A 25322-nucleotide genomic window follows, 5' to 3' on the forward strand; every position below is an offset into this window, starting at 1 on the left:
CCCTGGTTGCTAGCGCGGCAATTCCGATATGCCGCCATGGTTGGCCGACCACTGCACCGGCCCGTTCAGGAACTTCTCCACTTCGGCAATGGTGTCGTCGGAGAAGCGCTTCTGCTCCTTGCAGACCCGCAGGATGTCCCACCACGTCGCGAGATAGTGCAGGCGCATGCCGGCCGCCTCCAGCTTCTGAGGCGTGTCGGGGAAGATGTCGTAGTAGAAGACGGCGAAGGTGTCGGTGACGCGCGCCCCGGTCCTGGCGATCGCCTCGGCGAACTTGATCTTGCTGCCGCCGTCGGTCGTCAGATCCTCGACCAGAAGGACGCGCGCGCCTTCTGCCAGCGTACCCTCGATCTGCGCGTCACGGCCGAAGCCCTTGGGCTTCTTGCGCACATACTGCATCGGCAGGCCCATCCGGTCGGAGAGCCATGCCGCAAAAGGGATGCCTGCAGTCTCGCCGCCAGCAACCGCGTCGAACTGCTCGAAGCCGACATTGCGGAAGATGACCGAGGCGGCGAAATCCATGATCGCGGAGCGGATGCGCGGATAGGAAATCAGCTTGCGGCAGTCGATATAGACCGGGCTCGCGAGACCGGAGGTGAAGGTATAGGGCTGGTCGGCGCGGAAATGGACGGCGTTGATCTCCAGCAGCATCTTGGCCACCGTCTCTGAAATCACCGCACGATCTGGAAATGTGTTGGAGAACATGGCTTCACCCCAAAAGTTGACCGGGAACTCTCGCTATCAACTTCACTCCGCTCTAGCCAGCCTCGGAAGCCAGATTCCAGTGGATCGGGAACATCGGATCGAAGACGGTGACAGCGCCTTCGCCAGTGTCGATCCTGGCGGGGAATTTCTGCGGCTCTTCGTGCTTCTTCAGCGTTACGCGCACTTCGTTCGCCGGCAGGCTGTAGAAGGCCGGTCCATTAAGCGAAACGAAGGCCTCAAGCCGGTCGAGCGCGCCTTCCTCTTCGAACACATGTGCAAGGCATCCCATCGTGTTGATGGATGAGAAAATGCCGGCGCAACCGCACGCGCATTCCTTGAGCGGATCGATGTGGGGCGCGGAATCGGTGCCGAGAAAGAAGCGGCGGTCGCCGGAAGTGGCGGCCTTGCGCAATGCCTGACGGTGAAGCTCGCGCTTGGCGACGGGCAGGCAGTAGTAGTGAGGGCGGATGCCGCCGGCCAGGATCGCGTTGCGGTTGATGATGAGGTGATGGGTGGTGATGGTCGCGCCGAGATTTTCGGCCTGCGAGAGGGCGTAATCGACCCCGTCCTTCGTGGTCACGTGCTCCATGACCACGCGCAGGCCGGGAACGGCGCGGCGCATCGGGTCCAGGACGCGGTCTATGAAGACGGCTTCCCGGTCGAAGATGTCGATGGAGGCATCGGTGACCTCGCCGTGCACGCACAGCGGCACGCCGGCCTTGGCCATACGCTCCAGCACCGGGTAGACGTTCTCGATGTTGCGGACGCCGCTCTGCGAGTTGGTGGTGGCGCCGGCGGGGTAGAGCTTCACTGCCGTGATCTCGCCGGCCTCGAACGCGCCGACGAGATCGGCAGCGTCGGTTTCCTCGGTGAGGTAGAGCGTCATCAGCGGCTGGAAGTCGGACCCCGCGGGCAGGGCGGCCATGATGCGCTTGCGGTAGGCGGCGGCATCCGCCCGGGTGACCACGGGCGGAACCAGATTGGGCATGATGATGGCGCGGGCGAAATGATCGGCCGTATGGCGGGCGACCGCCTGCAGCATCGCGCCGTCACGCAGGTGGACATGCCAGTCGTCGGGCTTGCGGATGGTGAGGGTGGTCATCGGTGCCTCGCGAGAAATTCGTAGACGATGTCGGTGGCGTCCGCGAAGTCGGGCAGCTCCATCGCCTCGTGCGGGTTGTGCGATCCGTTGCGGTTGCGCACGAACACCATCGCCGAAGGGATGCCTGCCGCCGAAAACACGGCCGCGTCATGGCCACCGCCGCTTGGCATGACGAAGGGTTCCTGTCCAGTGCGCTCCATCGCCGCCTTGAGGCCCTCGACCAGATCGGAGTCGCACATTGCGGGCTCTACGCGCATCTCCTCGTCGAGCTCGAAGCGCACCTTGCGCTCCTTCTCCACCTGCCGCATCTCGGCCTTGAGCAGGCGGCGCATATCGTCCAACGTGCGTGCGCTCTGGCTGCGGATGTCGAGGCTGAAGCAGACTTCCTCGGGAATCTTGGACATGGCATGGATTTGCGGGTCGGTGCCGACCATGCCGCTGGTTAGCACCAGATCGTCGCCCATGTTGAGGATGGTGGACCAGCTTTCGTCCATGCGCACCAAAAGGTCCGCCATTGCCAGCACGGCGTCGCGCCGATACGCCTTGGGCACCGCGCCGGAATGGCCCGCCTCGCCGATGCAGCGCACCTTGCGATGACGGAAATTGCCGCGAATGCCGGAGACTACGGCGGCGGGAATGTCCTTGCCGACCAGCAGGGGGCCCTGCTCGATATGCAGTTCGAGATAGGCCTCGATGGCGGACACGTCGATGAGGGGCGTGCCGGCGCGTACCTTGTCCATCGGCAGGCCGATATCGGCCATGTGATCGTCGAGCGTGCGGCCGTCGCCCTTGTGTGACGCCTTGAGCTCCGATTCGCCGAGTGTGCCTGTGAGCGCCTTGGAGCCGATGTAGCAGGGGCCGAACCAGGCGCTTTCCTCGCCGCGCATGGCAAGCACGTGGACGGGCCGTGCGAAGCGCTCACCGCGCCGGTGCGCGCGCACGAGGCAGACGAGGCCTGCGACAACGCCCGCCAGCCCGTCGAAATTGCCGCCATACGGCACGCTGTCGACATGTGAACCGACGACGACGAAACGTTCGGCGCCGCGATCGGCGGGCAGGCTGAAATTGGCGTTCGCGCCCGCGTCGTACCAGACCTCGAGGCCGTGACCGCGGGCGAAATCCTCGAGGAAGCGCAGCGTCTCGGTCTCGACCTGCGAGAAAGCCGGACGGCTGACGCCCTGCGTGTCGGGGGTGAGGGCCGCGATTTCCTCGAACAGGTAGCGCGCCGTCTCGATGTCGAGCTCGCGGTCGTTGCTGTCGGCGGCGGCCAGCGCGCTCATGGGGCCGTTTCCATGAAGACGACGCCCTCATTCTGCTCGCCGTCGATGACGGTGCCGACGAGATCGCGGACAGAGGCGATGCCTTCGCTTTCAAGGCGGGCCTGAAGATCGGCGATGATGGACGGCATGATCGTGGGGTTGATGAAGGTGGCGGTGCCGACCTGCACGGCGCTGGCGCCCGCGATCAGGAACTCCAGCACGTCCTCGGCATTCGAGATGCCGCCGCAGCCGATGACGGGGATGTTCGCGGCCTTGGCGCATTGATACGCCATGCGCAGCGCGATCGGCTTCAGCGAAGGACCGGAAAGGCCGCCCATGAGGTTGCCGAGCTTCGGACGGCGCGTGCGCACGTCGATGGCCATGGCCAGCAGCGTGTTGGCGACCACGAGCGCATCGGCCCCGCCTTCTTCGGCGGCACGCGCGACTTCCGGCGTCTCGCCGGTGTTGGGCGTCAGCTTGGCCCACAGCGGCAGGTGCGTCGCCCTGCGCAGCTTGCACATCACGTCGTAGGTCGAGGACGGACGGATGGCGAAGGCCTTGCCGTCTTCCTCGATGTTGGGGCACGAGATGTTGACCTCAATGGCGTCGACGCCTTCGACGGTGACCTCAGAGCAGAGGGCCGCGAACTCGTCGGCGGTGTTGCCCGAAATGCTGACGACGAGGGGGGCCTTGTAGGCGCGGTAAAAAGGTATCGTCTTCTCGATGAAGGCGCCGACGCCCTTGCTGGGGATGCCGATCGAATTGAGCATCGAGCCGGAGACTTCGCAGACGCGCGGGGTCGGGTTGCCGTCGCGCCAGCCGCGCGTGATCGTCTTGGTGACGTGCGCGCCGAGGGTGTCGAGGTCGAATACGTCGGCCAGGTCTTCCGAAAACGTGCCCGAGGCAGGCATGATCGGGTTTTTCAGACGAAGGGAGCCGATGTCTACGGACAGGTCTACCACGGCATGGCCTCCTGCATGTCGAAGACCGGGCCTTCGCGGCAGACGCGCAGATTGACCTGCCTGCCGTCCTTGCGGAAAGGTCTGACACAGCAGTGGCACATGCCCAGCCCGCAGGCCATCTGCTGTTCCAGCGCGATCTCTCCGGGGATGTCGTGGCGCTCGCCCAGATTCTGAAGCAGGCGCAGCAAGCGGTTGGAACCACAGGTGTAGAAGGCGTCCACGCCCTTGTCTGCGATCAGTTCCTCGATGATGCGCTCGAGATTGTCGACGCCGGCGGTGTTTTCAGCATCGGTGACGGTGACTATGTCCGCGCCGAGATCGCGGAAGTAGTCGATGGACATCAAGACGTCCGGGCTGCGGGCGCTGCAGATCGCGGTGAGCTTTCGTCCGAGGCGCTTCGCTTCCAGCGCCAGCGGAGCGAGCGTGGCGAGGCCGACGCCGCGCGCGACGAGGACGAGGTGGTTCCAGTCGTCCTCTATGCTGAAGCCCTGACCCAAGGGTCCAAGCACGTTGAGCCTGTCATCGGGGCCTAGATGAAACAGCGCGCGGGTGCCTTCACCCGTGACCTTGTAGAGGAAATGCAGCTCTTCCCTCTCAGGGTAGAAACCGTAGATGCTCATCGGCCGGCGCAGATAGGGCCGCTCGCCGCCGACCACCGGGCAGAGCAGGTGAAAGAACTGGCCCGCGCGGCATTGTTGCAGCAGGGCGGCGGGTGCACGCAGCACCAGCCGCATGTACTCGCCATTCACCGGCTCGTTCGACAAAACCTCCAGATCGCGTTCGAAAACGGCGGGCGCGTTCGCCGGCGAGATCGCGGCGGCTGTTGTTGCATGAAGTGCCATGATCGTCACCGCTATCCGAGCAACAGATTGGGCAGGAAGGTGGAGACGGGCGGAACGTAGGTGATGACCATCAGGGTTGCGAGGTTGGCTACGATGAAGGGGCCGATCCCCGAGATGATGACCATCACCGGTTTCGACAGCGTCGAGGCGGCGACGAAGAGATCGAGGCCGAAGGGCGGCGTTATCATGCCGATGGTGATGTTGAGCGTGACGATGACGCCGAAGTGTACGGGGTCGATGCCCAGCGCCATGGCGACCGGGTAGAGCGGCGGAACGAGGATCAGCAGCGCCGAGTTGGGATCGACGAACATGCCGACGACGAGAAACACGACGTTGACGATGATGAGAAAGACGATCGGACCGGCGTTGACGGTGTCGATGAACGACAGGATGTGGCTCGGCACCTGCGCCAGCGTGACGAAGTATGAGAGCAGGCCACCCAGCGCCAGCAGGATGAAGATGATGGCGGTGGAGAGGGCCGCACGCTCGGTTATCTCGAAGAGCTTGCGCAGGTTGAGGCTGCGGAAGATGACCGTCTCGACGAAGATCGCATAGACGACGCTGACGGCGGCCGCTTCAGTAGGCGTGAAGTAGCCTGTATAGATGCCGCCGAGGATGATGACGGGCATGCCGAGCGCCCACGCGGCGCGCGATACCGCAGTCAACCTCTCGCGCCAGCTCGTGCGCTCGCCGCCTTCGATGCCGTTCCTGCGCGCCTCGATGGCGACAAGGATGGCAAAGGAGAGCGCCAGCACCAGCCCCGGCACGATGCCGGCGATGAACAGCTTGGCGACCGAGGTTCCCGTCATCCAGCCGTAGATGATGAGGGTAATGGAGGGTGGCAGCAGCAGGGACGTTTCGGCTGCGGAGGCGATGAGCCCGAGGCTGAACTTGTCGCTGAAACCCTTCGCGCGCAGGTCGGGATAGACCATGCGGCCCATGGCGGCCACAGTGGCCGGCGCGGAGCCGGAAACGGAACCGAATGCCAGTGAGCCGCCGATGGTGGTGTAACCCGGGCCGCCGCGGAAATGGCCGAGGAACGCGCTGGCCATACCGGTGAGGCGGGCGGATATCTGGCCGCCGCCCATCAGTTCGGCGGCGAGGATGAAGAAGGGGATCGCCAGCAGAGTAGAGTGGTTGATGCCACCCACGATCTTCTGCACGGCGACGGGATCCGGCAGGGTTCCGTAGAAGAACTCCTTGACCATCAGCGCGGGGACACCCAGCACCAGCAACATCTCGAAGCCCAGGACGAGAAGGGCTATGGCGGTGGCTACGACAACAGCGAGCAACATGCGCCTTACTCCTTGTCCTGCGCGGAATAGCGGTCGATCACCCCGAAAAAGCTGAGCCCGTAGCGCAGGGCCAGCAGGATGAAGCCGATGGTGGGCGCGAGATACATCCAGAAGATCGGCATATTCAGGGTCGGGCTGGTCTGGCCCATCGAGTGTACAAAGACGGTCATCTGATAGCCGAGCCAGGCGAGGTAGAGGCTGAAGATAACGCCGACTGCGTCGATGATCCTGCGCACGGGCAGGCGGGTTGCCGCGGCAATGCCGTCGCGCCATGTGTGGACGCCGACATGGCGACCCTTCTCAAGCGCCAGCCCCAGCGCGAGGAACACAAGGAACAGGCTCATCAAGCGGACGGCCTCCTCGATCCATGCGAGGTTGGTGGCCAGCGTGCCCCCGAACTGTCGGCCCACGACATTGAGGAAGTACAGCGCGACCATGATGAGGAAGATCGCGACGATGGCGATCCGCTCGGCGGTCCGCAAAATGGAAAGCGCCTTCATGGCCCGCTCCTCGGAAGGTGAACAGCGGCGTCCCGCATGCAGAACGCCGCAGTGGTTTTACTGGGCGAGGGCTTCGTATTCGCGCTCGTACACTTCGATCAGCGCCTTGCCCTCATCGCCGGTGCGGCTGAGGAACGCTTCACGCGTGGCGGGATACATCTTCTCGCGGAAGGCTTCCTTTTCCTCGGCGGTCATCTCGCGGATGTCGATGCCGGACGCGGTGATCTCTTCCAGAGCGGCCTTCACGGCCTCGTCCTTGTGGGCGATGAGTTCGGGGATGACTTCCTCGAACGCCTCGACGATCACCGTCTGGTGCTCTTCGGGGAGGCTGTTCCAGAAGGCGGGGTTGAACAGCACGACATCTTCCATCGCGCCGTGGTCGGAGATGACCAGGTGCTTCTGGACTTCGTAGTACTTCATGCGCTGGATGGTATCGAGCGGGTTCTCCTGTGCATCGACGACGCCGGTCTGGAGCGCGGTGTAGAGCTCGCCGAAGGGCAGTGCGATGGCGGATGCGCCCAGCGCGTTGAACTGCTCGATCAGGATGTTGGAATCCATCACGCGGAACTTCTGGCCGGCGAAATCATCGACGCTTGCAAGCGGCCTGCTCGACGTGAAGTGCTTCTTGCCGTTGGGCCACAGGGTGAGGCAGACGACGCCGCGCGTCGAGAAGGAATCGCACAGCGCATCGCCGAACGCGCCGCCGCGGATGGCCTGCGCTGCTTCCGCGTCTTCCGGCAGCAGGAAGGGAATGTCGAGGATGGAAACGAGCGGGTTGAAGCCGCCGAGGAAGGCCGCGGGCGCGACGGTGGCTTCGAGCGTGCCGAGCTGCACGCCTTCCGTCATCTCACGCTGCTGGCCGAGCTGGCCCTGCGGAAAAAGCTGGAACTCGACAGCGCCGTTGGTACGCTCTGCCACCAGGGCGGCGACCTTTTCCAGATGTATGTGGCGCGACTGCTGCGCGGACTCGAGATGACCGATCTTGGCGACGAAATCCGCCGACCATGCCGCGGAGGCGGCGGTCAGGCTGATGACGGTCGAAAGAGCGAGCGATCTGAAGTTGCGGACTACCCTGTTCATGTTCCACCTCTTGTTGTTGGGGCTACGAAGGAGGTGACGGTATGGAGGGCTCAGGCGCCTGTCAATCGCAATTCTCAAAAATGAGACGAAAATGAGATTAGTCCAATAATTGATCCGACAGCACGGATGTGAGAGGATTCGTTGACAATGATGCGTGGCTGAACCGATAACGAATGACAGCCTGAACCGGTCGTGGGAGAGAATGTGAGCGATTCTGACGATGCCGCGATAAGGTTCAGCGACATAGGGGCGCGCCTGCGCGCCTATCGAATGGGCAAGGGCCTTACGCCCGACGCGCTGGCGGAAAATCTGGGCATCTCGCGCGCCGCGCTCTATCGCGCCGAAAAGGGCGAAATCCGCAAGATCGACACGCTGACCAACATCGCCAGCGAACTGGGCGTATCGCTGCCCAGCCTGATGGGCGTGGGCGTCGAGTATGTCAGCACGGCTACGGCCTTCTTCGAGCGCATGCGCCAGCTTGAGGAAGAGTGCCAGCAGATCATCGGTCTGTTCAGCCCGGTCTCCTACCTGCTGACGTCAGACGAGTACGATGCCGTGCTGGGCGAGGTGCTGAAGGAATCGATACCCGATGGGGTCGATCCCAACGGCACATCGGCGCGCGCAGTGGATGGGCTGGTCGAAATCCTGCGGGCCAGAAAGAACGCCTTCAGGCTGCGCAGGCCGCTGATCGTGAGCCTGATATCGTCAGCCGATCTGGAACGGTTTCTGGTGCACGGGTTGATCGGCCGGCAGGATTTGCCGCCGGCAACGATCGAAAAGCGCAGGCTGGCCGCCCGCCACGAGGCCGAATACATCCTCTCGATGCTGACGGAACAGCCGATCGGCATCCAGATCGGCATCATCCGCGAGCCGGTGCCTGCCACGAGCTTCCAGATATTCCGGCAGGCCGACCGCTCGGTGCTGGCGATCAGCCCCTTCCGGCTGGGCGAGCAGCCCAATGTGAGACTGGGCGTGGCGCTCATTACATCTGCGCCCGAAGCGATGTCGCTGCACGAGGAGATCGCCGCGCGGCTGTGGGGCGATGCGCTCAAGGGCGCCGATGCCGCGTCCTACCTGCGGACGATGATCGACAAATATGCGATCCGCTGAGGCCTGACGCCGTACACGCCGCGTGACAAGGACGGCGGGGTAGGGCTAAGCATCTTCATGGCCTTCACGCTTCGCCAGTTGCTGTATTTCGTCGCCGTGGCCGAGCAGGGAACGGTCAGCCGCGCGGCGCAGAACCTGTCAATCTCGCAGTCTTCGGTGACGGAAGCGATCAAGGAGTTGGAAAGCGACCTCGGGGTGGAGCTGTTCGAGCGCCATTCGCGCGGGCTGTCGATCACCCACAAGGGCCATCAGTTCCTGCGGCACGCGACCAAGATACTGGCCGACGTCTCGGATGCACGGCGCACCTTTACCGAAGAGGCCGCGGCGGCGGGCGGGGCGCTTCATCTCGGCGTGACATCGCTGGTGGCGGGCTATGTGCTTTCCGACCTTCTGGCGCGCTACAGGCGCGCGTGGCCATCGGTGGACGTGACCGCGATCGAGGACAATGGCGACTATCTCGAGCATCTGCTGGTCGGCGGCGAGCTCGACGTGGCGGTGATGGTGATATCCAACCTGCGCGACCGCATGGCGCTGCAGGCCGAAATCCTCGAAGTCTCCCCCTACCGCCTGTGGCTGCCGCTGGGCCATCCGCTGGCGGGTGCGGACATCATCTCGATCGAGGACGTGGCGCGCGAACCGCTTATCATGCTCACCATCGACGAGATCGAAGAGAACACCGGCAAGCTTCTGACGGCGCTGGGCGCGCGCCCGCACGTGGCGTTTCGCACCCGCTCGGTCGAGGCGGTACGCAGCCTCGTGGCAACGGGCGCGGGGGTGGCACTTCTGCCCGACCTCGTCTACCGGCCCTGGTCGCTGGAAGGCGACCGGATCGAATCTCGCGACGTGGCTGGTTCGCTTCCGGCGGTTCAGGTCGGCATGGTGTGGCGGCGCGGATCGGCGCTGCAGCAGGCCGCCCGAGACTTCATCGGCGTCGCCCAGGGACAGCGCACGACACGCCAGCGGTTATGATCCCGATGTATCGGATTTTCCGATATCGCCTTTCTGTTAAATGAATTTGCGAACGCGAAAAATTCGGATCACGTTTCGTTACAGGGGCTGAACCGCCGATGGAGAGCGGTCCCTTCAATGGGAGACGTTGTGATGAAATCATTCCTGAAATCGTGCACCGCGCTGACCGTGGCGGCCGCCTTCACGGGGCAGGCGTTGGCACAGGAAATGAAGACCGAACTCGGCGCGGCCGAGGGCCAGGTGAACATCGTTGCATGGCCCGGCTATATCGAACGGGGCGAGACCGATCCGAAATTCGACTGGGTGACCAAGTTCGAGGAGCAGAGCGGCTGCAAGGTCAACGTCAAGACCGCCAACACGTCCGACGAGATGGTGGCGCTGATGAACGAAGGCGGGTTCGACCTCGTGACGGCTTCGGGTGACGCCTCGCTGCGCCTCGTCGCGGGCAAACGCGTCCAGCCGATCAATCCCGAACTGATCCCGTCGTGGAAGGATATCGACCCCCGGCTGGAGAGCGCGCCTTGGCACACGGTCGACGGCGTGCATTACGGCACGCCCTACATGTGGGGGCCCAACGTGCTGATGTACAATACGGAGGTCTTCAAGGAGGCGCCGACTTCGTGGAACGTCGTGTTCGAGGAGATGGACCTGCCGGACGGCAAGCCCAACAAGGGCCGCATCCAGGCCTATGACGGGCCGATCCACATCGCCGACGCGGCGCTCTACCTGATGACCCACAAGCCGGACCTGGGCATCAAGACGCCGTACGAGCTCAACGAGGATCAGTACAAGGCGGCGCTCGACCTGCTGCGCGTGCAGCGCACGCTGGCCGGCCGCTACTGGCACGACGCGTTCATCCAGATCGACGACTTCAAGAACGAGGGCGTGGTGGCGTCGGGCTCCTGGCCTTTCCAGGTAAACCTCCTGCAGGCGGACGGCGCGCCGGTGGCGTCGGTGATCCCGCAGGAAGGCGTGACGGGTTGGGCCGACACGACCATGATGCACGCCGATTCCGCCAATCCCAACTGCGCCTATATGTGGATGGAGCACACGCTGTCGTCCAACCTGCCGTCGGACCTGTCGGTGTGGTTCGGTGCCAACCCGCCGGTTCTGGCCGCCTGCACGGACGGGCGGGGCATGCAGACGGCGGAAGGCTGCACAAAGAACGGCCTCGACGATTTCGAGAAGGTCCGGTTCTGGACGACGCCCGTCACCAACTGCGCAAGCCAGGGCGAATGCGTGCCCTACTATCGATGGGTGTCGGACTATATCGGCGTGATCGGCGGGCGCTGAGCGAGCGCCTGATCCGGGTCCGTATTTCTTCGCGACACGCCTATCCTCTCCCCCGCAGCAGGGGAGAGGATGCCCGCGGGCGGGCGAGGATGAGCGCGCCCGCTTCATTCGGAAAAACATGACGCACCACATGACAGCCGTTTCTTTCCAGAAAGTCTCGCGCCATTTCGGTGCGGTTCGCGCGGTCGACGAGGTCGATCTCGAAATCCGCCCCGGTGAGTTCTTCGCCATGCTGGGGCCGTCCGGTTCGGGCAAGACCACCTGCCTGAGGCTGATCGCGGGCTTCGACCAGCCGACGGCGGGCCACATCGAAATCTTCGGCGAGACGGCGGAGGGCGTGCCGCCCTACCGGCGCAACGTGAACACCGTGTTTCAGGACTACGCGCTGTTTCCGCATCTGAATGTGGCGGACAATGTCGCCTACGGGCTGATGGTGCGCGGCGTGCCGAGGGCCGAACGGATGCGCGAGGCCGCGTCTGCGCTGGAACTGGTGAAACTGCCGGGCTACGGCGCGCGCAAGCCGAGCCAGCTTTCGGGCGGACAGCGCCAGCGCGTCGCGCTGGCACGCGCGCTGGTCAACCGGCCGAAGGTGCTGCTGCTCGACGAGCCGCTGGGGGCGCTCGATCTGAAACTGCGCGAGCAGATGCAGGAAGAGCTGAAATCGCTGCAAAAGGCGCTGGGCGTCACCTTCGTCTTCGTCACCCACGACCAGGGCGAGGCGCTGTCGATGGCCGACCGGATCGCCGTCTTCAGCGAGGGCAGGGTGATGCAGGTCGGCACGCCCGAGGAAATCTACAAGCGGCCGCGCTCGCGCTTCGTGGCCGATTTCGTCGGCTCCTCCAACGTGCTGCCCCCGGATTTCGTGGCGCGGCACGGCGGGGCCGTGGGGTGGGCCAGCCTGCGGCCCGAAGCGGTGCGGTTGAGCGAGCATGAGGGCATCGGCGCCACCATCGTATCGCGCAGCTTCCTCGGCGCCTCGACCCGCCTTTCGCTGATGGTGGGCGGCCAGCGGCTTCACGCGACGGTGCCTGCCGGCACATCGCTTCCCGACGACGGCAGCCCGGTGCGGCTCGCCTTCGACCGGGCCGATCTTCACCTGCTGGACGATCAGCCATGACGATGGCCGCGACCACCGTTACGATGCGGCCCTCTCGCGGCGGCGTGTTCGGCCACCTTTCGGACGTGCTGTGGCGCAACCCGCGCCTGACGCTTTTCCTGATGCTCACGCCTCCGCTTCTATGGCTAGGCATCATCTATCTGGGCTCGCTGTTCGCGCTGCTGCTCCAGAGCTTCTTTTCGATCGACGAGTATTCCGGCCTCATCAACCGCGAGTTCACGCTCAAGACCTACGCCGAACTGCTGCATCCCTCCAACCTCGACATTATCCTGCGCACGCTGGTGATGTCGGCGACGGTGACGGTGGGGGCGGCCGTCGTCGCATTTCCGATCGCCTACTACGCAGCGCGCTACGCGCGCGGCAAATGGAAGGCGTTGTTCTATCTCGGCATCATGCTGCCCCTATGGTCGAGCTATCTCGTCAAGGTCTATGCCTGGAAGCTGATCCTCGCGCGCGAGGGCATCCTCAACTGGCTGTTCGCCAAGGCGCATCTGACGTGGCTCCTTGATGCGTGGCTCGCGCTGCCGATCGTTGGCGGCAACTCGCTTTCCGTCAGCCATACAGGCACGTTTCTCGTCTTCCTCTATGTGTGGCTGCCTTACATGATCCTGCCGATACAGGCCGCGCTGGAGCGCGTACCGGCCAATCTGGTCGAGGCGTCGGCCGATCTTGGCGCATCGCCGCGCCAGACCTTTACGAAGGTGTTGCTGCCGCTGGCTCTGCCGGGCGTGATCGCCGGCTCGATCTTCACCTTCTCGCTCACAATGGGCGATTACATCATCCCGCAGATCGTCGGCACGTCCCGCCGCTTCATCGGGCAAGCGGTCTACGCGCATCAGGGAACGGCCGGCAACATCCCGCTGGCGGCCGCCTTCACCGTGGTGCCCATCGTCGTCATGGGCTTCTACCTGTGGTTCGCCAAGCGCAGGGGAGCGTTCGATGCGGTCTGATCGCAACCAGAGCGCCCCGGTGGGGCTGAAGATCGCAGCAGCGGCGGGGCTCCTGTTCCTGCACCTGCCGATCCTGCTGATTTTCGTCTACGCGTTCACCACGGAGGAGCGCACCTATCAGTGGCCGCCGCCCGGCTTTACACTCAAATGGTTCGCGGTGACGTGGAACCGGCCCGACGTGTGGGAAGCGCTTATCCTGTCAGTCAAGGTCGCCTCGATCTCGACCGTGATCGCGCTGGTGCTGGGAACGCTTTGCGCGGCGGCGGTCTCGGGCTCGCGCTTCTTCGGCCGCGAGGCGATATCGCTGCTGGTGATACTGCCCATCGCGCTGCCCGGCATCATCACCGGCATCGCGCTGCGCTCCGCCTTCAGCCTTGCCGAAATCCCGTTCTCGTTCTGGACGATCATATTGGGGCACGCGACGTTCTGCGTGGTGATCGTCTACAACAACGCCATCGCTCGCTTCAGGCGCACGTCCGGTTCGTTGATGGAGGCGTCGATGGACCTTGGCGCCGACGGGTTCCAGACCTTCCGCTATGTGATACTGCCCAATATCGGCACGGCTCTTCTGGCCGGGGGGATGCTCGCCTTCGCGCTGTCGTTCGACGAGGTCATCGTCACGACGTTTACCGCGGGCCAGCAGCAGACGCTGCCGATCTGGATGCTGGAGGAACTCGTTCGCCCGCGCCAACGGCCGGTCACCAACGTCGTCGCGATGGTGGTGGTGATCGTGACCTTCCTGCCCATCCTCGTGGCCTACTACCTCACCCGTGACGGCGATCAGGTCGCCGGTGGCGGCAAATGAATCTTCAGGAGGAAACCATGCATACCGACATGCTGATCGGCTCGAAATTCGACAGGGGAACGGAAGCCGAAGAGGCGATCCTCAATCCGAGGACGGGTAAAAAAATCCTCGACCTGCCCGAGGCCTCCCATGGCCAGATCGAGGCGGCCGTGAATGCGGCGAGCACCGCCTTCGGTTCGTGGTCGAGAACGACGCCCGGCGAGCGTTCCGGCTACCTGCTGAAGATCGCCGAGCGCATCGAGGCCGAAGCGGAAGAATTCGCCCGGCTGGAGGCTCTGAACTGCGGCAAGCCGATCAACGCCGTGTTGAACGACGAAATCCCCGCCATCGTCGATTGCTACCGATTCTTCGCCGGTGCGGTGCGCACCATGCCGGGCGCCATCGCCGGCGAATATCTGGCGGGCCACACGTCGATGATCCGCCGCGACCCCATCGGCGTGGTGGCCTCGATCGCGCCCTGGAACTATCCGCTGATGATGATGGCGTGGAAGCTCGCGCCGGCCATCGCCGGCGGCAATACGGTCGTGTTCAAGCCCTCCGAACAGACGCCGTTGACCGCGCTGAAGCTGGCGCGCATTCTTGCCGACGTGCTGCCTGAAGGTGTGGTGAACGTCGTGCTCGGTCGTGGCGAGACGGTGGGCAATGCGCTCATCAACCATCCCGCCGTCAACATGATCTCGATCACAGGCGACGTGGCGACCGGCAAGAAGGTGTTGCAGGCGGCCGCCAAGTCGGTGAAGCGCACGCATCTCGAACTTGGCGGCAAGGCTCCCGTTGTGGTTTTCGACGACGCCGACCTGGACGCCGTGGTCAACGGGCTTCGCGCTTTCGGCTACTACAACGCAGGACAGGATTGCACTGCTGCGTGCCGCATCTATGCCGGGCCCAAAATCTACGAGAAGCTGGTGGCCGACCTGACCTCGGCCGTCTCGACCATCAAATATGCGCAGGCCGACGACACCGAGAACGAGATCGGCCCGCTGATCTCGCGCCGTCAGCAGGAACGTGTCGCAAGTTTCGTGGAACGCGCGGCCGAGCAGAAGCACATCGAGATTACCACCGGCGGCAAGCCGGGGGAGGGCGGCGGTTTCTACTATCAGCCAACGGTCGTGGCCGGGGCCTTGCAGGAAGACGAGATCGTACGGCGCGAAGTGTTCGGCCCGGTCGTCTCCGTCACGCGATTCTCCGATGTCGACGAAGCCGTCAGCTGGGCCAACGACAGCGACTACGGCCTCGCCTCTTCAGTGTGGACCAAAGACGTCGGCCGGGCGATGGCGACGGCAGCGCGGCTTCAATATGGCTGCACGTGGATCAATACCCATTTCATGCTGGTCAACGAGATGCCGCATGGCGGGCTCAAGCAGTCGGGCTATGGCAAGGACATGTCGCTCTACGCGCTGGAGGATTACACGGCCGTACGCCATGTGATGATCGCGCACGGATAGGCAATGGGCCGCTTTGCTTTCGGTGAGGCATCGGGCAAAGTCCCCCGGCTTGCCGGGAGGAATCGAGAACTTTGCCGATGCCGGAGGAAATCGAGGAATTCGACCACATCGTGATCGGTGCGGGGTCGGCCGGCTGCGTGCTGGCCAACCGTCTCTCCGCCGATCCTCGGGTGCGGGTTCTGTTGATCGAAGCGGGCGGATCGGACCGCTATCACTGGATCCACATTCCCGTCGGCTACCTCTATTGCATCGGAAATCCGCGCACCGACTGGATGTACCGCACGATCGAGGAAAAGGGTCTGGGCGGCCGCTCCATCGCCTATCCCCGCGGCAAGGTGATGGGCGGGTGCTCATCCATCAACGGCATGATCTACATGCGAGGCCAGGCGGCAGACTATGACGGCTGGGCGCAGATGGGTGCGACCGGCTGGAGCTGGGACGAGGTGCTGCCCGTCTTCATGCGCTCCGAACGCTACCACACCGAGGCCGACGCCCACGGGCGCGACGGCGAGATGCTGGTGGAGCGCCAGCGCCTGCACTGGCCCATCCTCGACGCGGTGCGCGAGGCGGCCGAAGAGATAGGCATTCCCAAGACGGACGACTTCAACCGGGGCGACAATGAGGGTTCAGGCTATTTCGAGGTGACGCAGAAGGGCGGCCTGCGCTGGAGCGCCGCGCGCGCGTTCCTGCCCGCTGCGGTAAGACGACGGCCCAACCTGCGCATCCTGACCCACGCGCAGGTGACGCGACTGGCTATCGACGGTGCGCGGGTCGGCCAGGTCGAGATCGAGCAGCAAGGGCGGCGGATACTCGCCAGCGCGCTAGGCGAGGTCGTGCTGGCAGCCGGCGCGATCGGCACACCGCAGATCATGATGCTGTCTGGCCTCGGGCCGGGGCAGCATCTGCGCGACATGGGCATCAAGGTCGAACGCGACCTGCCGGGCGTCGGCGGCAATTTGCAGGACCATCTCCAGATACGCACGTCGTTTCGCATCACCGGCGCGCGCACGCTCAACGACATGCAGGCCAGCATGTTGGGCAAGCTGCGGATCGGGGCGGAGTATGCCCTGCGCCGCTCGGGGCCGATGGCCATGGCGCCCAGCCAACTCGGCATCTTCACGCGGTCTCATTCGCGCTACGAGACGCCCAATATCGAGTTCCACGTCCAGCCGCTTTCGCTGGACGCTTTCGGGCAGCCGCTGCATGCCTATCCGGCCGTTACCGTGTCGGTGTGCAATCTGCGGCCCAACAGCCGAGGGACGATAAGGCTCGCCTCGCGCAACCATCGCGATGCGCCGCTGATCGCGCCAAACTACCTTTCGGACACGGAGGACCGCGACGTGGCTGTGGCATCCATAAGGCTGGCGCGCAGGCTGATGGCGAGCCGGCGCATGGCGGGCTACGGGCCGAGCGAGGTTGCGCCCGGCACGCATATCGACAGCGATCAGGAGTTGGAGAACGCGGCAGGGCGCATCGCCACGACGATCTTCCATCCCGTGGGGACCGCGCGGATGGGGCGTGCCGACGACCGCGCCGCCGTCGTCGATGCGCGGCTGAAGGTGCGCGGCTTCGACAACCTCACGATTGCAGACGCGTCGGTGATGCCGAAGATCGTTTCGGGAAATACCCACGCGCCGGTGGTGATGATCGCGGAGCGCGCCGTGGGGTTCATACGCTCCTGATCGTCAGACGTTCGCCCAGCCGTCCTGTTCGCCGGCGCGGAAGACGGCGTCGATTGCGCGCTGGTTCAGCACCGAATCCTCGAGCGTGAAGACGCGGTCGTCGCCCCCGCGCGCAGCCCGCACGAAGGCCTCGGCTTCGAGCCTGTATTGCTGGGTGCCGGGAAAGCGGAACGACGTCACCTCGCTGTGGGCTGCATTGTGCAGGTCGATGCGGTGATCGTCGTAGAGGCCTGCATTGAACGGTGCGCGCACCTCGATGAAGCCCTTGTCGCCGTGAAAGACCATCGACTGGCGGTTGGCCAGTTGGGTGGAGACGTAGAAAGTGAGGTCGAACGCACCGAAATCGGCATGGATGGTGGAGTATGTGTCCGTGCCGAAAGTCGGGTCACGCTGCACGTTCGCCTGGATGCGCTGCGGCTCCATACCGCTAACGAAGCGCGTGGCCACGGTGGGATAGACGCCGATGTCGGGCAGGGCACCGCCGCCGAGCTCGGGGATGTTGCGCATGTTGGCCGGATCGACATTGTAATAGGAAAACGCGCCCTGCACGTGGCGCAGCGTGCCGATCGCGCCCGCCTGGACAAGCTCGCGCACCTTGATCCACTGCGGATGATAGACGACCATGAACGCTTCGCAGACCAGCACGCCATTGCGGTCGCGCGCTGCAATCACGGGGTGGATATCCTCGGCCTTCAGCGCCAGCGGCTTTTCCACCAAAACGTGCTTGCCGGCGTCGGCGGCAGCGATCGCCCATTCCACGTGCTGCGAGGTGGGCAGCGGGATGTAGACGCCGTCGATGGCGTCGCTCGCGAGCATCGCTTCGTACGATCCGAAAGCCAGCGGTGCGCCGCAGCGCTCGGCCAGATCGCGCGCCCTGGCCTCGTCGCGGCTTGCGATCGCGTGAACCAGGCCGTTGTCGGACTGCTGGATCGCGGGGATCATCTGCTCGCGTGCGATCTTGGCGGTAGAGAGGATTCCCCAACGAAACATGCTCTGCTTCTCCTACAAAATTCCCGTGGTAACCGGGTCAGTGGCCTATCGAAGCGACCATAGCTTGCGCGGCAGGGAAAAGTGAAGCTGGGACGCCAATGCTGCGATCTGAGCGGGCCACGTGTCGAGCGTAGGCATGACGAAACCACGACATGTCACCGCGCTTGCCAAGGCCGTGTGGTTGTCGTGTGGTTGCTAAAATCGGCTTGGACCGGTCTTTGCTCATCGAATGGCGTGAAATTTTCAGATAGGTCTAAGTCAGTGCCGCTCGAAGTCCAAGCTATGCCAGCGCAATCTGAATCTTGACCTCGCCTTTTGGCGCTTGGCTGGCCAGTTCGAAGGCCTCTACGCTCTGCGCGAACGGGAAGGTGCGGGTTATCAATGGCTTGACGTCGATCGTGCCCGAACTCATCAGCCGCAGGCACGCCGGGAAGACGTGGGCGTAGCGGAAGACGTGTTCGATGCGCGCTTCGCGCATCTGGGCGAGAGCCACGTCGTAGCGGATCGGCGCGCCGGGGATGCCGACCATGACGATAGTGCCGCCCGGGCATACCAGCGAGAAGACTCCCTCGGCCGCACGGTCGTTGCCTGAGCATTCGTAGACCACATCCGCGCCCCATCCGCCGGTCTCTGCCGCGATTGCCGTCGGTAAATCGATGGAGCGGACATTGACCGTTGCAATGGGGCCGAGACGCACTGCGAGGGCGAGCTTGGCGTCATCGACATCCGCGACGATCACCTTGCCTGCGCCGACCGCAATCGCGGCAAGGGCGGTGACCAGACCGATCGGCCCGGCGCCGATGATGACGGCGACGTGGCCGGCGGCGGCTCTGGCCTTGTTGACCGCATGGACGCCGACCGCCAGCGGTTCGACCATCGAGGCCTCGGCAAAGCTGACATTGTCGGGCACTTTGAAGGTGAAGGCTGCGGGATGCACCACGGTGCGGCGCAGCACGCCGTGCACCGGGGGCGTCGCCCAGAAGCGCACTGCCGGATCGAGATTGTACAGTCCGAGACGGGTGGCGTGCGAATCGGCACGCGGTATGCCGGGTTCCATGCAGACGCGGTCGCCGACGGCGAGGTCATCGACTTCACTGCCCGTTTCAATGACGACGCCGGACGCCTCGTGACCAAGGATCATCGGTTGCCTCACCACGAACTGGCCGATGGCGCCATGGGTGAAGTAGTGAACATCCGAGCCACAGATGCCCACGGTATGGATCGCCACGCGAACGTCGCGCGGGCCGAGCGGCTCGGTCACGTCTAAATCGCGCAGCGAGAGCCGGCCCTTCTCCTCAAGTACAAGCGCACGGCGGTCGAGCATGAGATCCTTGGCTGCGGCGTTCAAGGGTGCGGCTCCCGTTTGGCGGCCGGCCCAGCATATCCATTCCGGTCGCCGCTGGGGAGTGCCACAACGTTCACCGCGGCAGCCTGTAGGCGATTATGGCATCGCCCGCCTTGGTGCCGAGCGAGCCGTGCCCTCCGGCAACGACCACGACGTACTGCGCACCGTCTTCTCCAAGATAGCTCATCGGCGTGGCCTGCCCGCCTGCCGGCAGGCGCGATTCCCAGAGCGTCGTGCCGCTGGTGAGATCATAGGCGCGGACGAAATAGTCGATGGTGCCGGACAGGAAGGCGACGCCACCTGCCGTCACAAGCGGACCGCCCAGATTGGGCACGCCCATGGTGAACGGCAGCGGCACGGGGGCGCGATCGCGCACGGTGCCGTTCTTGTGCTGCCATGCGACTTCGCCGGTGCGCAGGTCGGCTCCCGCGACGTAGCCCCATGGCGGAGCGTTGCACGGCATGCCAAGCGGCGATGTGAACGGTCCCATCTCGACCGCGTAGGGCGCGCCGAAATTTTCATTGAGGCCGATGGTGTCGGGCTCCGAGACAAGGTGGGTCTCGTCATCCTCACGCGGCACCATGGTGACGGTGAAGGCCATGTAGGTGGGCGTGGCGAAGACGGCCTGCCGGACCGGATCGACTGCGACACCGCCCCAGTTGAACACGCCGAAATTGCCGGGATGGATGAGCGTGCCTTCGACGGAAGGCGGCGTGTAGATGCCTTCATGTCGATAGGAGTGGAACGCGACGCGGCACCAGAGCTGGTCGAATAGGGTTGCGCCCCACATGTCGGCTGGCCGCAGCCGGGGCGGTCGGAAGCTGAGGGCCGAGCGCGGCTGCGTTTCCGCCGTCCAGTCGCCCGGCACGGCGCCCTGCGGGGCGGGCACCTCGGCGACAGGCAGGACGGGCTCGCCGGTGCGACGATCCAGAACGAAGATGTCGCCCTGTTTGGTAGGCGCGACGAGAGCCGGAACACTGCCTTCCGGCATGTCGAGATCGATCAGGCTAGGCTGGGCAGGGACATCATAGTCCCACAGATCGTGATTGACCGTGCGAAACACCCAGGCGAGTTCGCCCGTCGCGATATCGAGCGCGATGACGGAAGCCGAGAACCGCTCGACGTTTTCGTCACGGTCGCCGCCGTACTGGTCGGGCGGCTGGTTGCCGATGGGCGCGTAGACGAGGCCGAGTTCCGGATCGGCCGACAGGATCGACCAGGCATTGGGCGAGTTGGGCGTGTAGGTTTCGTCCGGCCCGATCGGCTCGGTGCGGTCGGGATTGCCGGTGTCGAAGTTCCACAGGAGGTTGCCGGTGTTGACATCATATCCACGGATGACGCCGGACGGGTCCTGCGTCGAGACATTGTCGTTCACAGCGCCGCCCACGACGATGACGTCGTTGGCAATCACCACAGGGGATGTGGAATAGTAGAAACCTTCCTGCACGTTGGGCATGTTGCGCCACAGGCTGATCGCCCCGTTGTCAGCGAAGTCGGTGCAAATCTGGCCGCTTTCGGCATCGAGCGCGATGAGGCGTGCATCGGCGGTGGGGATGAATATGCGACGCGCGCAAGTGTCGCCTGCCTGCGCGTTCGGGTTTTCATGGAATGAGACCCCGCGGCACGTCTGGTGCTGCCTGCTCTGGCTCAGCGGTATTTCGGGGTCGAAGACCCAGCGTTCCTCCCCGGTGGTAGCGTCGAGCGCGATGACCCAGTGATGCGGGGTGCACAGGTAGAGCGTGTCATCGATCTTCAGCGGCGTGACCTGATAGGTCGTCTCTTCAGGATCGCCCTCGCGGCGCATGTCGCCCGTGTTGTACTGCCAGGCGACTTCGAGGTTGGCGACGTTCTGCGGGGTGATCTGGTCGAGAGGTGAATAGCGCTGGCCGGCCAGCGAATTGCCGTAATGATGCCACTCGCCCTCCGGCACTCCGAAGTCAGGGGCTGCCACCTCGGCGACATCGGCGTTGAGGCTTCCGTTTCGATAATGCGGGTCGTTGAAAACGGCGTAGAGCGCCACGCCACCAGCCAGCACTAGCGTCAGCGCGAGAGGGCCGGCCGTAGCAAGCCATCGAGGCCTTATGCCGCCTCGGTCCAGCGTCAGCGCGACCCAGGGAACGAGCAGCCATGCACCGGCGGCGACGATGATCCAGCCGCGAGGGGCGAGTTGCCACCAGTCAAACCCGACTTCCCACCACGCCCATCCCATCGCAGCCACAACGAGAACGGCATAGGCCCAGAGTGCTGCAGGGTTTCGCAAGAGCAGGAGGGCTGCGACAAGCCCGTAGGCGAGCCCGATCAGCGCATAGGCCCATGTGTCGCCCTCCACGATCAGCCAGACGCCGCCGAAGACCAACACTGTTGCGAAAAGCAGAAACACTGCAGCCGTGATGACGCGAGCCATGACCCCTCCGGAATGTTGCATCGAGGGCGCAACGGGAGAGCGGCGCGAAGGTTCCTGTATGCGCGGCTCGCTTCGGAACGATCAGTTGCGCGGCACGTTGCTGCTGTTTCAACGGACGACTACAGATGGCGCCCCGCAGTTTCTGGAAAGGCTATCTTCGGCTTTCGCTTGTCACCTGCCGGGTGGCGATGATGCCGGCCACTTCCACACGCAAGAAGGTGCGGTTTCACACGATCAATCGTGCGACCGGAAACCGTATCGAAAGCCGCTACGTCGACGAGACGACCGGAAAGCCGGTGCGTGAACAGGACCAGCGAAAAGGCTACCCGATCGCCGAAGACAGGCTGATCGTGCTGGAAGACGAGGAACTGGACGCGGTGGCGCTGGAAAGCACCCGTACGATCGACATCGACATGTTCGTGCCGCGCGACGACATCGCGTGGATATGGCTCGACAAGCCTCACTACCTGACGCCCGACGACAAGATCGCGGAGGAAGCGTTTTCGGTAATCCGCGATGCGATGGCTGCGACCGGCACGGTTGGGATCGCGCGGCTCGTGCTCTACCGTCGTGAGCGGGCAGTGATGCTGGAGCCGCGTGGCAACGGTATAGTCGTCTGGACGCTGCGCTACGGCGACGAAGTGCGGGAAGCGGAGGACTATTTCGGTGGCATCGACGATGCCAGGCCGGACAGCAAGGCGCTGTCGCTCGTCGGCAAGCTCATCGATGAGCGCACGACCGACTGGAAACCTTCCATGGTGGAAGATCCGGTGCAGAAGCGGCTCAAGGCGATCATCGCCGCCAAGAAGCGCAAGCAGAAGCCCGCGCAGTCGCGCGCCAAGGCGAAGGACGAGGGGCCGAGCGACACGCCGGACAATGTGGTTTCGATCATGGATGCGCTGCGCAAGAGCGTCGAGGCTGAAAAGAAGGGCGGCAAGTCGCGATAGCGAGGCCTAGCGCTTCTTGCGGCCGTTGTTCGCCGTCGCGACTTTCAGCGGTGCCTCGGCCTTGCGAAAATCTCCCCACGGATCGGCCTTGAGATTGTCGAGCCGAGTCATCGCGTTTGCGACCGTGAAATGGCTGGACTCGATCGACGGGTCGAGCTCATCCCACGCAAGCGGCATGGCTACCGTCGCGCCCTTGCGAGCGCGGGTGGAGTAGGGGGCAATCGCAGTGTTGTTGCGCCCGTTGCGCAGGTAGTCGACGTATATCCGGCCTTTGCGCTCGGCCTTCGTCGCCTTGGCGATGAAGAGACCAGGGTCATCGCCCTCCATCGCATCGGCAATGGCGCGCGCGAATGCCTTCACCTCATCCCAGCCAGCTTTGGGCTTGAGTGGGGCCACGACGTGCAGGCCTTTGCCGCCCGTCGTCTTGACGAAAGGTTCGAGACCCGCGTCGGCGAGGCGCCGGCGAACCTCGCGCGCGGCCTCCAGCATCGTTGCCCACTTCACGCCATCGCCCGGGTCGAGGTCGATCACGACCTGATCGGGCTTCTCCAGATCATCGAGCGATGCCTGCCACGGGTGGATTTCGAGCGCCGCGCCCTGCACCAGCCCGATCAAGCCGTCGAGCGTGTCGATGGCTATCAGGGTGTTATCGTCCTCGTCCTGCGGATCGACGACCGTCAAAATTTCGTCGCTCATCCCCTTCCACCCATGTTTCTGGAAGAAGCATTGCTGCGCGGTCCCGCCCGGGCAGCGCATCAACGCGAGCGGGCGAGACACGACATGTGGCGCCATTAAGCGCCAGACTTGCGTGTAGTAGTTGGCGAGGCCTTCCTTGGTGACCCCGGCATCCTTCCAGTAGACGCGGTCCGGGTGCGTCAGCTTGACCTTGCTCGCAGTCGTGCCCGCCATGGATTTCGGGGCCTTTGCAGCTTCGCCCGCGTCGCCTTCGCGCACCACCTCCCTGGCGGGCTTATCTTCTCGAAGGCCACGGAATGCAGCATGGCGCAACAGCCCCTCACCGGTCCAGGCGCGAAACTCGACCTCGGCGACCAGTTCTGGTTTGACGAAATGGACGCCGCGCCGCGCGGTGGCATCCAGCCTGCCGTCGAAAGGCGAGGTCTTGCGCTCAAGCTTTTGCAATCGCTCGAAAAGGTCTTCGGCAACCATGCGACTGAAACCAGTTCCGACACGACCGACGTGGCGGAGCTTGCCATCCTCGAACACGCCGAGAACGAGAGAGCCTATGGAATCACGAGCTGTAGACGACGGGACATATCCGCCAATGACGAATTCCTGCCGGTCCGCGCACTTGGATTTGATCCAGTCGCGGTTTCGCCCGGATTGGTATTTTGCGTTGGCTTTCTTCGAGATGACGCCTTCGAGGCTGAGCCGGCATGCGTGCCGCAGCACCATCTCGCCGTCTTCTTCGAAATGCTCGCTGTAGCGCAACGGGCCGCCGCCATCGCGCACCAGCGTCTCCAGCGCCGCCTTGCGCTCGAGCAGCCCAACGTTTCGCATGTCCTTGCCGTCGAGATGGAGGAGGTCGAATGCGAAGAAGACGAAGCGGTCCGAGCGGCCTTCGCTGAGATCGGCTTGCAGTGCGGAGAAGTCGGACGCGCCGCTCGATCCTTCGACAACCAGCTCGCCGTCGATAACGGCTTCCTTCGCGGGGAGTGCGGCGAGGGCCTTGGGCACCTCGGTGCCGAACTTATGGGTCCAGTCCAGCCCGCTGCGTGTCAGCAGTTTCACCTTGCCATCTGCAAGATGCGCCTGCAGGCGATAGCCGTCGAACTTGATTTCGTGGATCCAGCCGGAGCCCGTCGGAGCCTGCGGCTTCAGGGTAGCCAGCTGAGGCGGGATGAAATCGGGCATCGCGGCCTTCTTTGCACCCTTGGGAGCGGAGACGGACTTCTTCTCGATCTTGCCGGTTTTGGACGACCAGCCAGGCTCCTCTCCCGCCACGTCCTTTATATGTCGCCCTGTCTTTACGGATTCGGGCCGCTCTTCGAGGATGTCCGGGTCGTCTTCCTCGCGGGCGTGTTCGTCGTCACCCTTGATCAGGAGCCAGTTGTCCCGCTTTTCCCGGGCCCGCCTAGCCATGCGAATGAGATGCCAGCGCCCCGACAGCTTCTCTCCGACCAGTTCGAACTCGAGGTGGCCTTTCGCAAGGCCCTTCTTTACGTCGCCTAACGGCGTCCACGTCCCGCGATCCCAAACGATGACGGTGCCGCCGCCATACTCGCCCTTGGGGATGGTGCCCTCGAAGTCGCCGTAGTCGAGGGGATGATCCTCGACATGGACCGCCAGCCGCTTTTCCGACGGCACGAGGCTCGGCCCGCGGGTGACGGCCCAGCTTTTCAGTAGGCCATCCATCTCCAGCCGGAAGTCGTAGTGCAGCCGGGTGGCATCGTGCTTCTGGATAACGAAGCTGTTGCCGGAGGCCTTTTTTCGAGTCGTTCCCTTGGGTTCGGGCGTCTTCTTGAAGTCTCGCTTGCGGTGATATGTCTCGAGTGCCATCGC

21 protein-coding genes are annotated in these 25322 nt (G+C 64.1%); 9 read left to right on the top strand and 12 right to left on the bottom strand.

Translation table 11 applies throughout. The annotated features are described in order from the left end of the window. Positions 1-9: 9 nt before the first annotated feature. The 8 genes from FY036_RS18415 to FY036_RS18450 are packed head-to-tail and all read right to left on the bottom strand — an operon-like array spanning position 10 to position 7745. A complete protein-coding gene (locus FY036_RS18415) occupies positions 10-705 on the bottom strand; it encodes an orotate phosphoribosyltransferase (RefSeq protein ID WP_148916219.1) in 696 nt (231 codons plus the stop codon). 52 nt (positions 706-757) lie between these two features. Next, positions 758-1807: a dihydroorotase gene (gene pyrC / locus FY036_RS18420; RefSeq protein WP_148916220.1), complete on the bottom strand. Its 1050-nt coding sequence runs from the start codon at positions 1805-1807 to the stop codon at positions 758-760. Beyond that, entirely contained in the window at positions 1804-3087 is a 1284-nt protein-coding gene (locus FY036_RS18425) for a Zn-dependent hydrolase (RefSeq protein WP_148916221.1), read from the bottom strand. Before FY036_RS18425 ends, pyrC begins: the two co-directional genes overlap by 4 nt. Beyond that, entirely contained in the window at positions 3084-4028 is a 945-nt protein-coding gene (locus FY036_RS18430) for a dihydroorotate dehydrogenase (RefSeq protein ID WP_148916222.1), read from the bottom strand. Before FY036_RS18430 ends, FY036_RS18425 begins: the two co-directional genes overlap by 4 nt. Then, positions 4022-4870, bottom strand: coding sequence for a dihydroorotate dehydrogenase electron transfer subunit (locus FY036_RS18435; protein WP_148916223.1), 849 nt, complete (start codon positions 4868-4870; stop codon positions 4022-4024). The genes FY036_RS18430 and FY036_RS18435 overlap by 7 nt, the downstream gene beginning before the upstream one ends. 11 nt (positions 4871-4881) lie before the next feature. Further along, entirely contained in the window at positions 4882-6165 is a 1284-nt protein-coding gene (locus FY036_RS18440) for a TRAP transporter large permease (protein WP_148916224.1), read from the bottom strand. A 5-nt stretch (positions 6166-6170) separates the two neighbouring features. Continuing rightward, positions 6171-6665, bottom strand: coding sequence for a TRAP transporter small permease (locus FY036_RS18445; RefSeq protein ID WP_148916225.1), 495 nt, complete (start codon positions 6663-6665; stop codon positions 6171-6173). Between the two features lie 57 nt (positions 6666-6722). After that, entirely contained in the window at positions 6723-7745 is a 1023-nt protein-coding gene (locus tag FY036_RS18450; RefSeq protein WP_148916226.1) for a TRAP transporter substrate-binding protein, read from the bottom strand. A gap of 204 nt (positions 7746-7949) precedes the next feature. Between FY036_RS18450 and FY036_RS18455 the strand changes: the two genes are divergently transcribed. From FY036_RS18455 to FY036_RS18490, 8 genes are all read left to right on the top strand, one after another. Next, positions 7950-8855: a helix-turn-helix domain-containing protein gene (locus FY036_RS18455; RefSeq protein WP_235897711.1), complete on the top strand. Its 906-nt coding sequence runs from the start codon at positions 7950-7952 to the stop codon at positions 8853-8855. Between the two features lie 57 nt (positions 8856-8912). Beyond that, entirely contained in the window at positions 8913-9824 is a 912-nt protein-coding gene (locus FY036_RS18460) for a LysR family transcriptional regulator (RefSeq protein ID WP_148916228.1), read from the top strand. Positions 9825-9956: 132 nt separating this feature from the next. Continuing rightward, positions 9957-11117 (top strand): ABC transporter substrate-binding protein, encoded by a 1161-nt coding sequence (locus tag FY036_RS18465; RefSeq protein WP_148916229.1) that lies wholly within the window; start codon positions 9957-9959, stop codon positions 11115-11117. Between the two features lie 130 nt (positions 11118-11247). Further along, positions 11248-12234: an ABC transporter ATP-binding protein gene (locus FY036_RS18470; protein WP_148916230.1), complete on the top strand. Its 987-nt coding sequence runs from the start codon at positions 11248-11250 to the stop codon at positions 12232-12234. Beyond that, on the top strand, positions 12231-13184 hold the full coding sequence (locus FY036_RS18475; protein ID WP_148916231.1) for an ABC transporter permease: 954 nt from the start codon (positions 12231-12233) through the stop codon (positions 13182-13184). Before FY036_RS18470 ends, FY036_RS18475 begins: the two co-directional genes overlap by 4 nt. Further along, complete coding sequence (locus tag FY036_RS18480; protein WP_148916232.1) at positions 13174-13989, top strand: ABC transporter permease; 816 nt, start codon at positions 13174-13176, stop codon at positions 13987-13989. Before FY036_RS18475 ends, FY036_RS18480 begins: the two co-directional genes overlap by 11 nt. Before the next feature lie 17 nt (positions 13990-14006). Further along, positions 14007-15434: a gamma-aminobutyraldehyde dehydrogenase gene (locus tag FY036_RS18485; protein ID WP_148916233.1), complete on the top strand. Its 1428-nt coding sequence runs from the start codon at positions 14007-14009 to the stop codon at positions 15432-15434. A 77-nt stretch (positions 15435-15511) separates the two neighbouring features. Continuing rightward, positions 15512-17116 carry a GMC family oxidoreductase gene (locus FY036_RS18490; protein WP_148916234.1) on the top strand — a complete coding sequence of 535 codons (1605 nt, stop codon included), beginning with the start codon at positions 15512-15514 and terminating at the stop codon, positions 17114-17116. Between the two features lie 3 nt (positions 17117-17119). Here FY036_RS18490 and FY036_RS18495 read toward each other — a convergent pair whose 3' ends face one another. The 3 genes from FY036_RS18495 to FY036_RS18505 all read right to left on the bottom strand — a co-directional run bounded on the left by FY036_RS18495 (position 17120) and on the right by FY036_RS18505 (position 21855). After that, positions 17120-18106 carry a Gfo/Idh/MocA family protein gene (locus tag FY036_RS18495; protein WP_148916235.1) on the bottom strand — a complete coding sequence of 329 codons (987 nt, stop codon included), beginning with the start codon at positions 18104-18106 and terminating at the stop codon, positions 17120-17122. A 280-nt stretch (positions 18107-18386) separates the two neighbouring features. Then, positions 18387-19430 carry an NAD(P)-dependent alcohol dehydrogenase gene (locus FY036_RS18500; protein ID WP_148916304.1) on the bottom strand — a complete coding sequence of 348 codons (1044 nt, stop codon included), beginning with the start codon at positions 19428-19430 and terminating at the stop codon, positions 18387-18389. Positions 19431-19524: 94 nt separating this feature from the next. Continuing rightward, entirely contained in the window at positions 19525-21855 is a 2331-nt protein-coding gene (locus FY036_RS18505; protein WP_148916236.1) for a glucose/quinate/shikimate family membrane-bound PQQ-dependent dehydrogenase, read from the bottom strand. 125 nt (positions 21856-21980) lie between these two features. Between FY036_RS18505 and ku the strand changes: the two genes are divergently transcribed. After that, on the top strand, positions 21981-22802 hold the full coding sequence (gene ku, locus FY036_RS18510; RefSeq protein ID WP_148916237.1) for a non-homologous end joining protein Ku: 822 nt from the start codon (positions 21981-21983) through the stop codon (positions 22800-22802). Positions 22803-22808: 6 nt separating this feature from the next. Here ku and ligD read toward each other — a convergent pair whose 3' ends face one another. Next, a complete protein-coding gene (ligD, locus tag FY036_RS18515) occupies positions 22809-25319 on the bottom strand; it encodes a DNA ligase D (protein WP_148916238.1) in 2511 nt (836 codons plus the stop codon). Positions 25320-25322: the final 3 nt, after the last annotated feature.

The organism is Neoaquamicrobium microcysteis (genome assembly GCF_008180155.1).
Taxonomy (GTDB): Bacteria; Pseudomonadota; Alphaproteobacteria; order Rhizobiales; family Rhizobiaceae; genus Aerobium; species Aerobium microcysteis.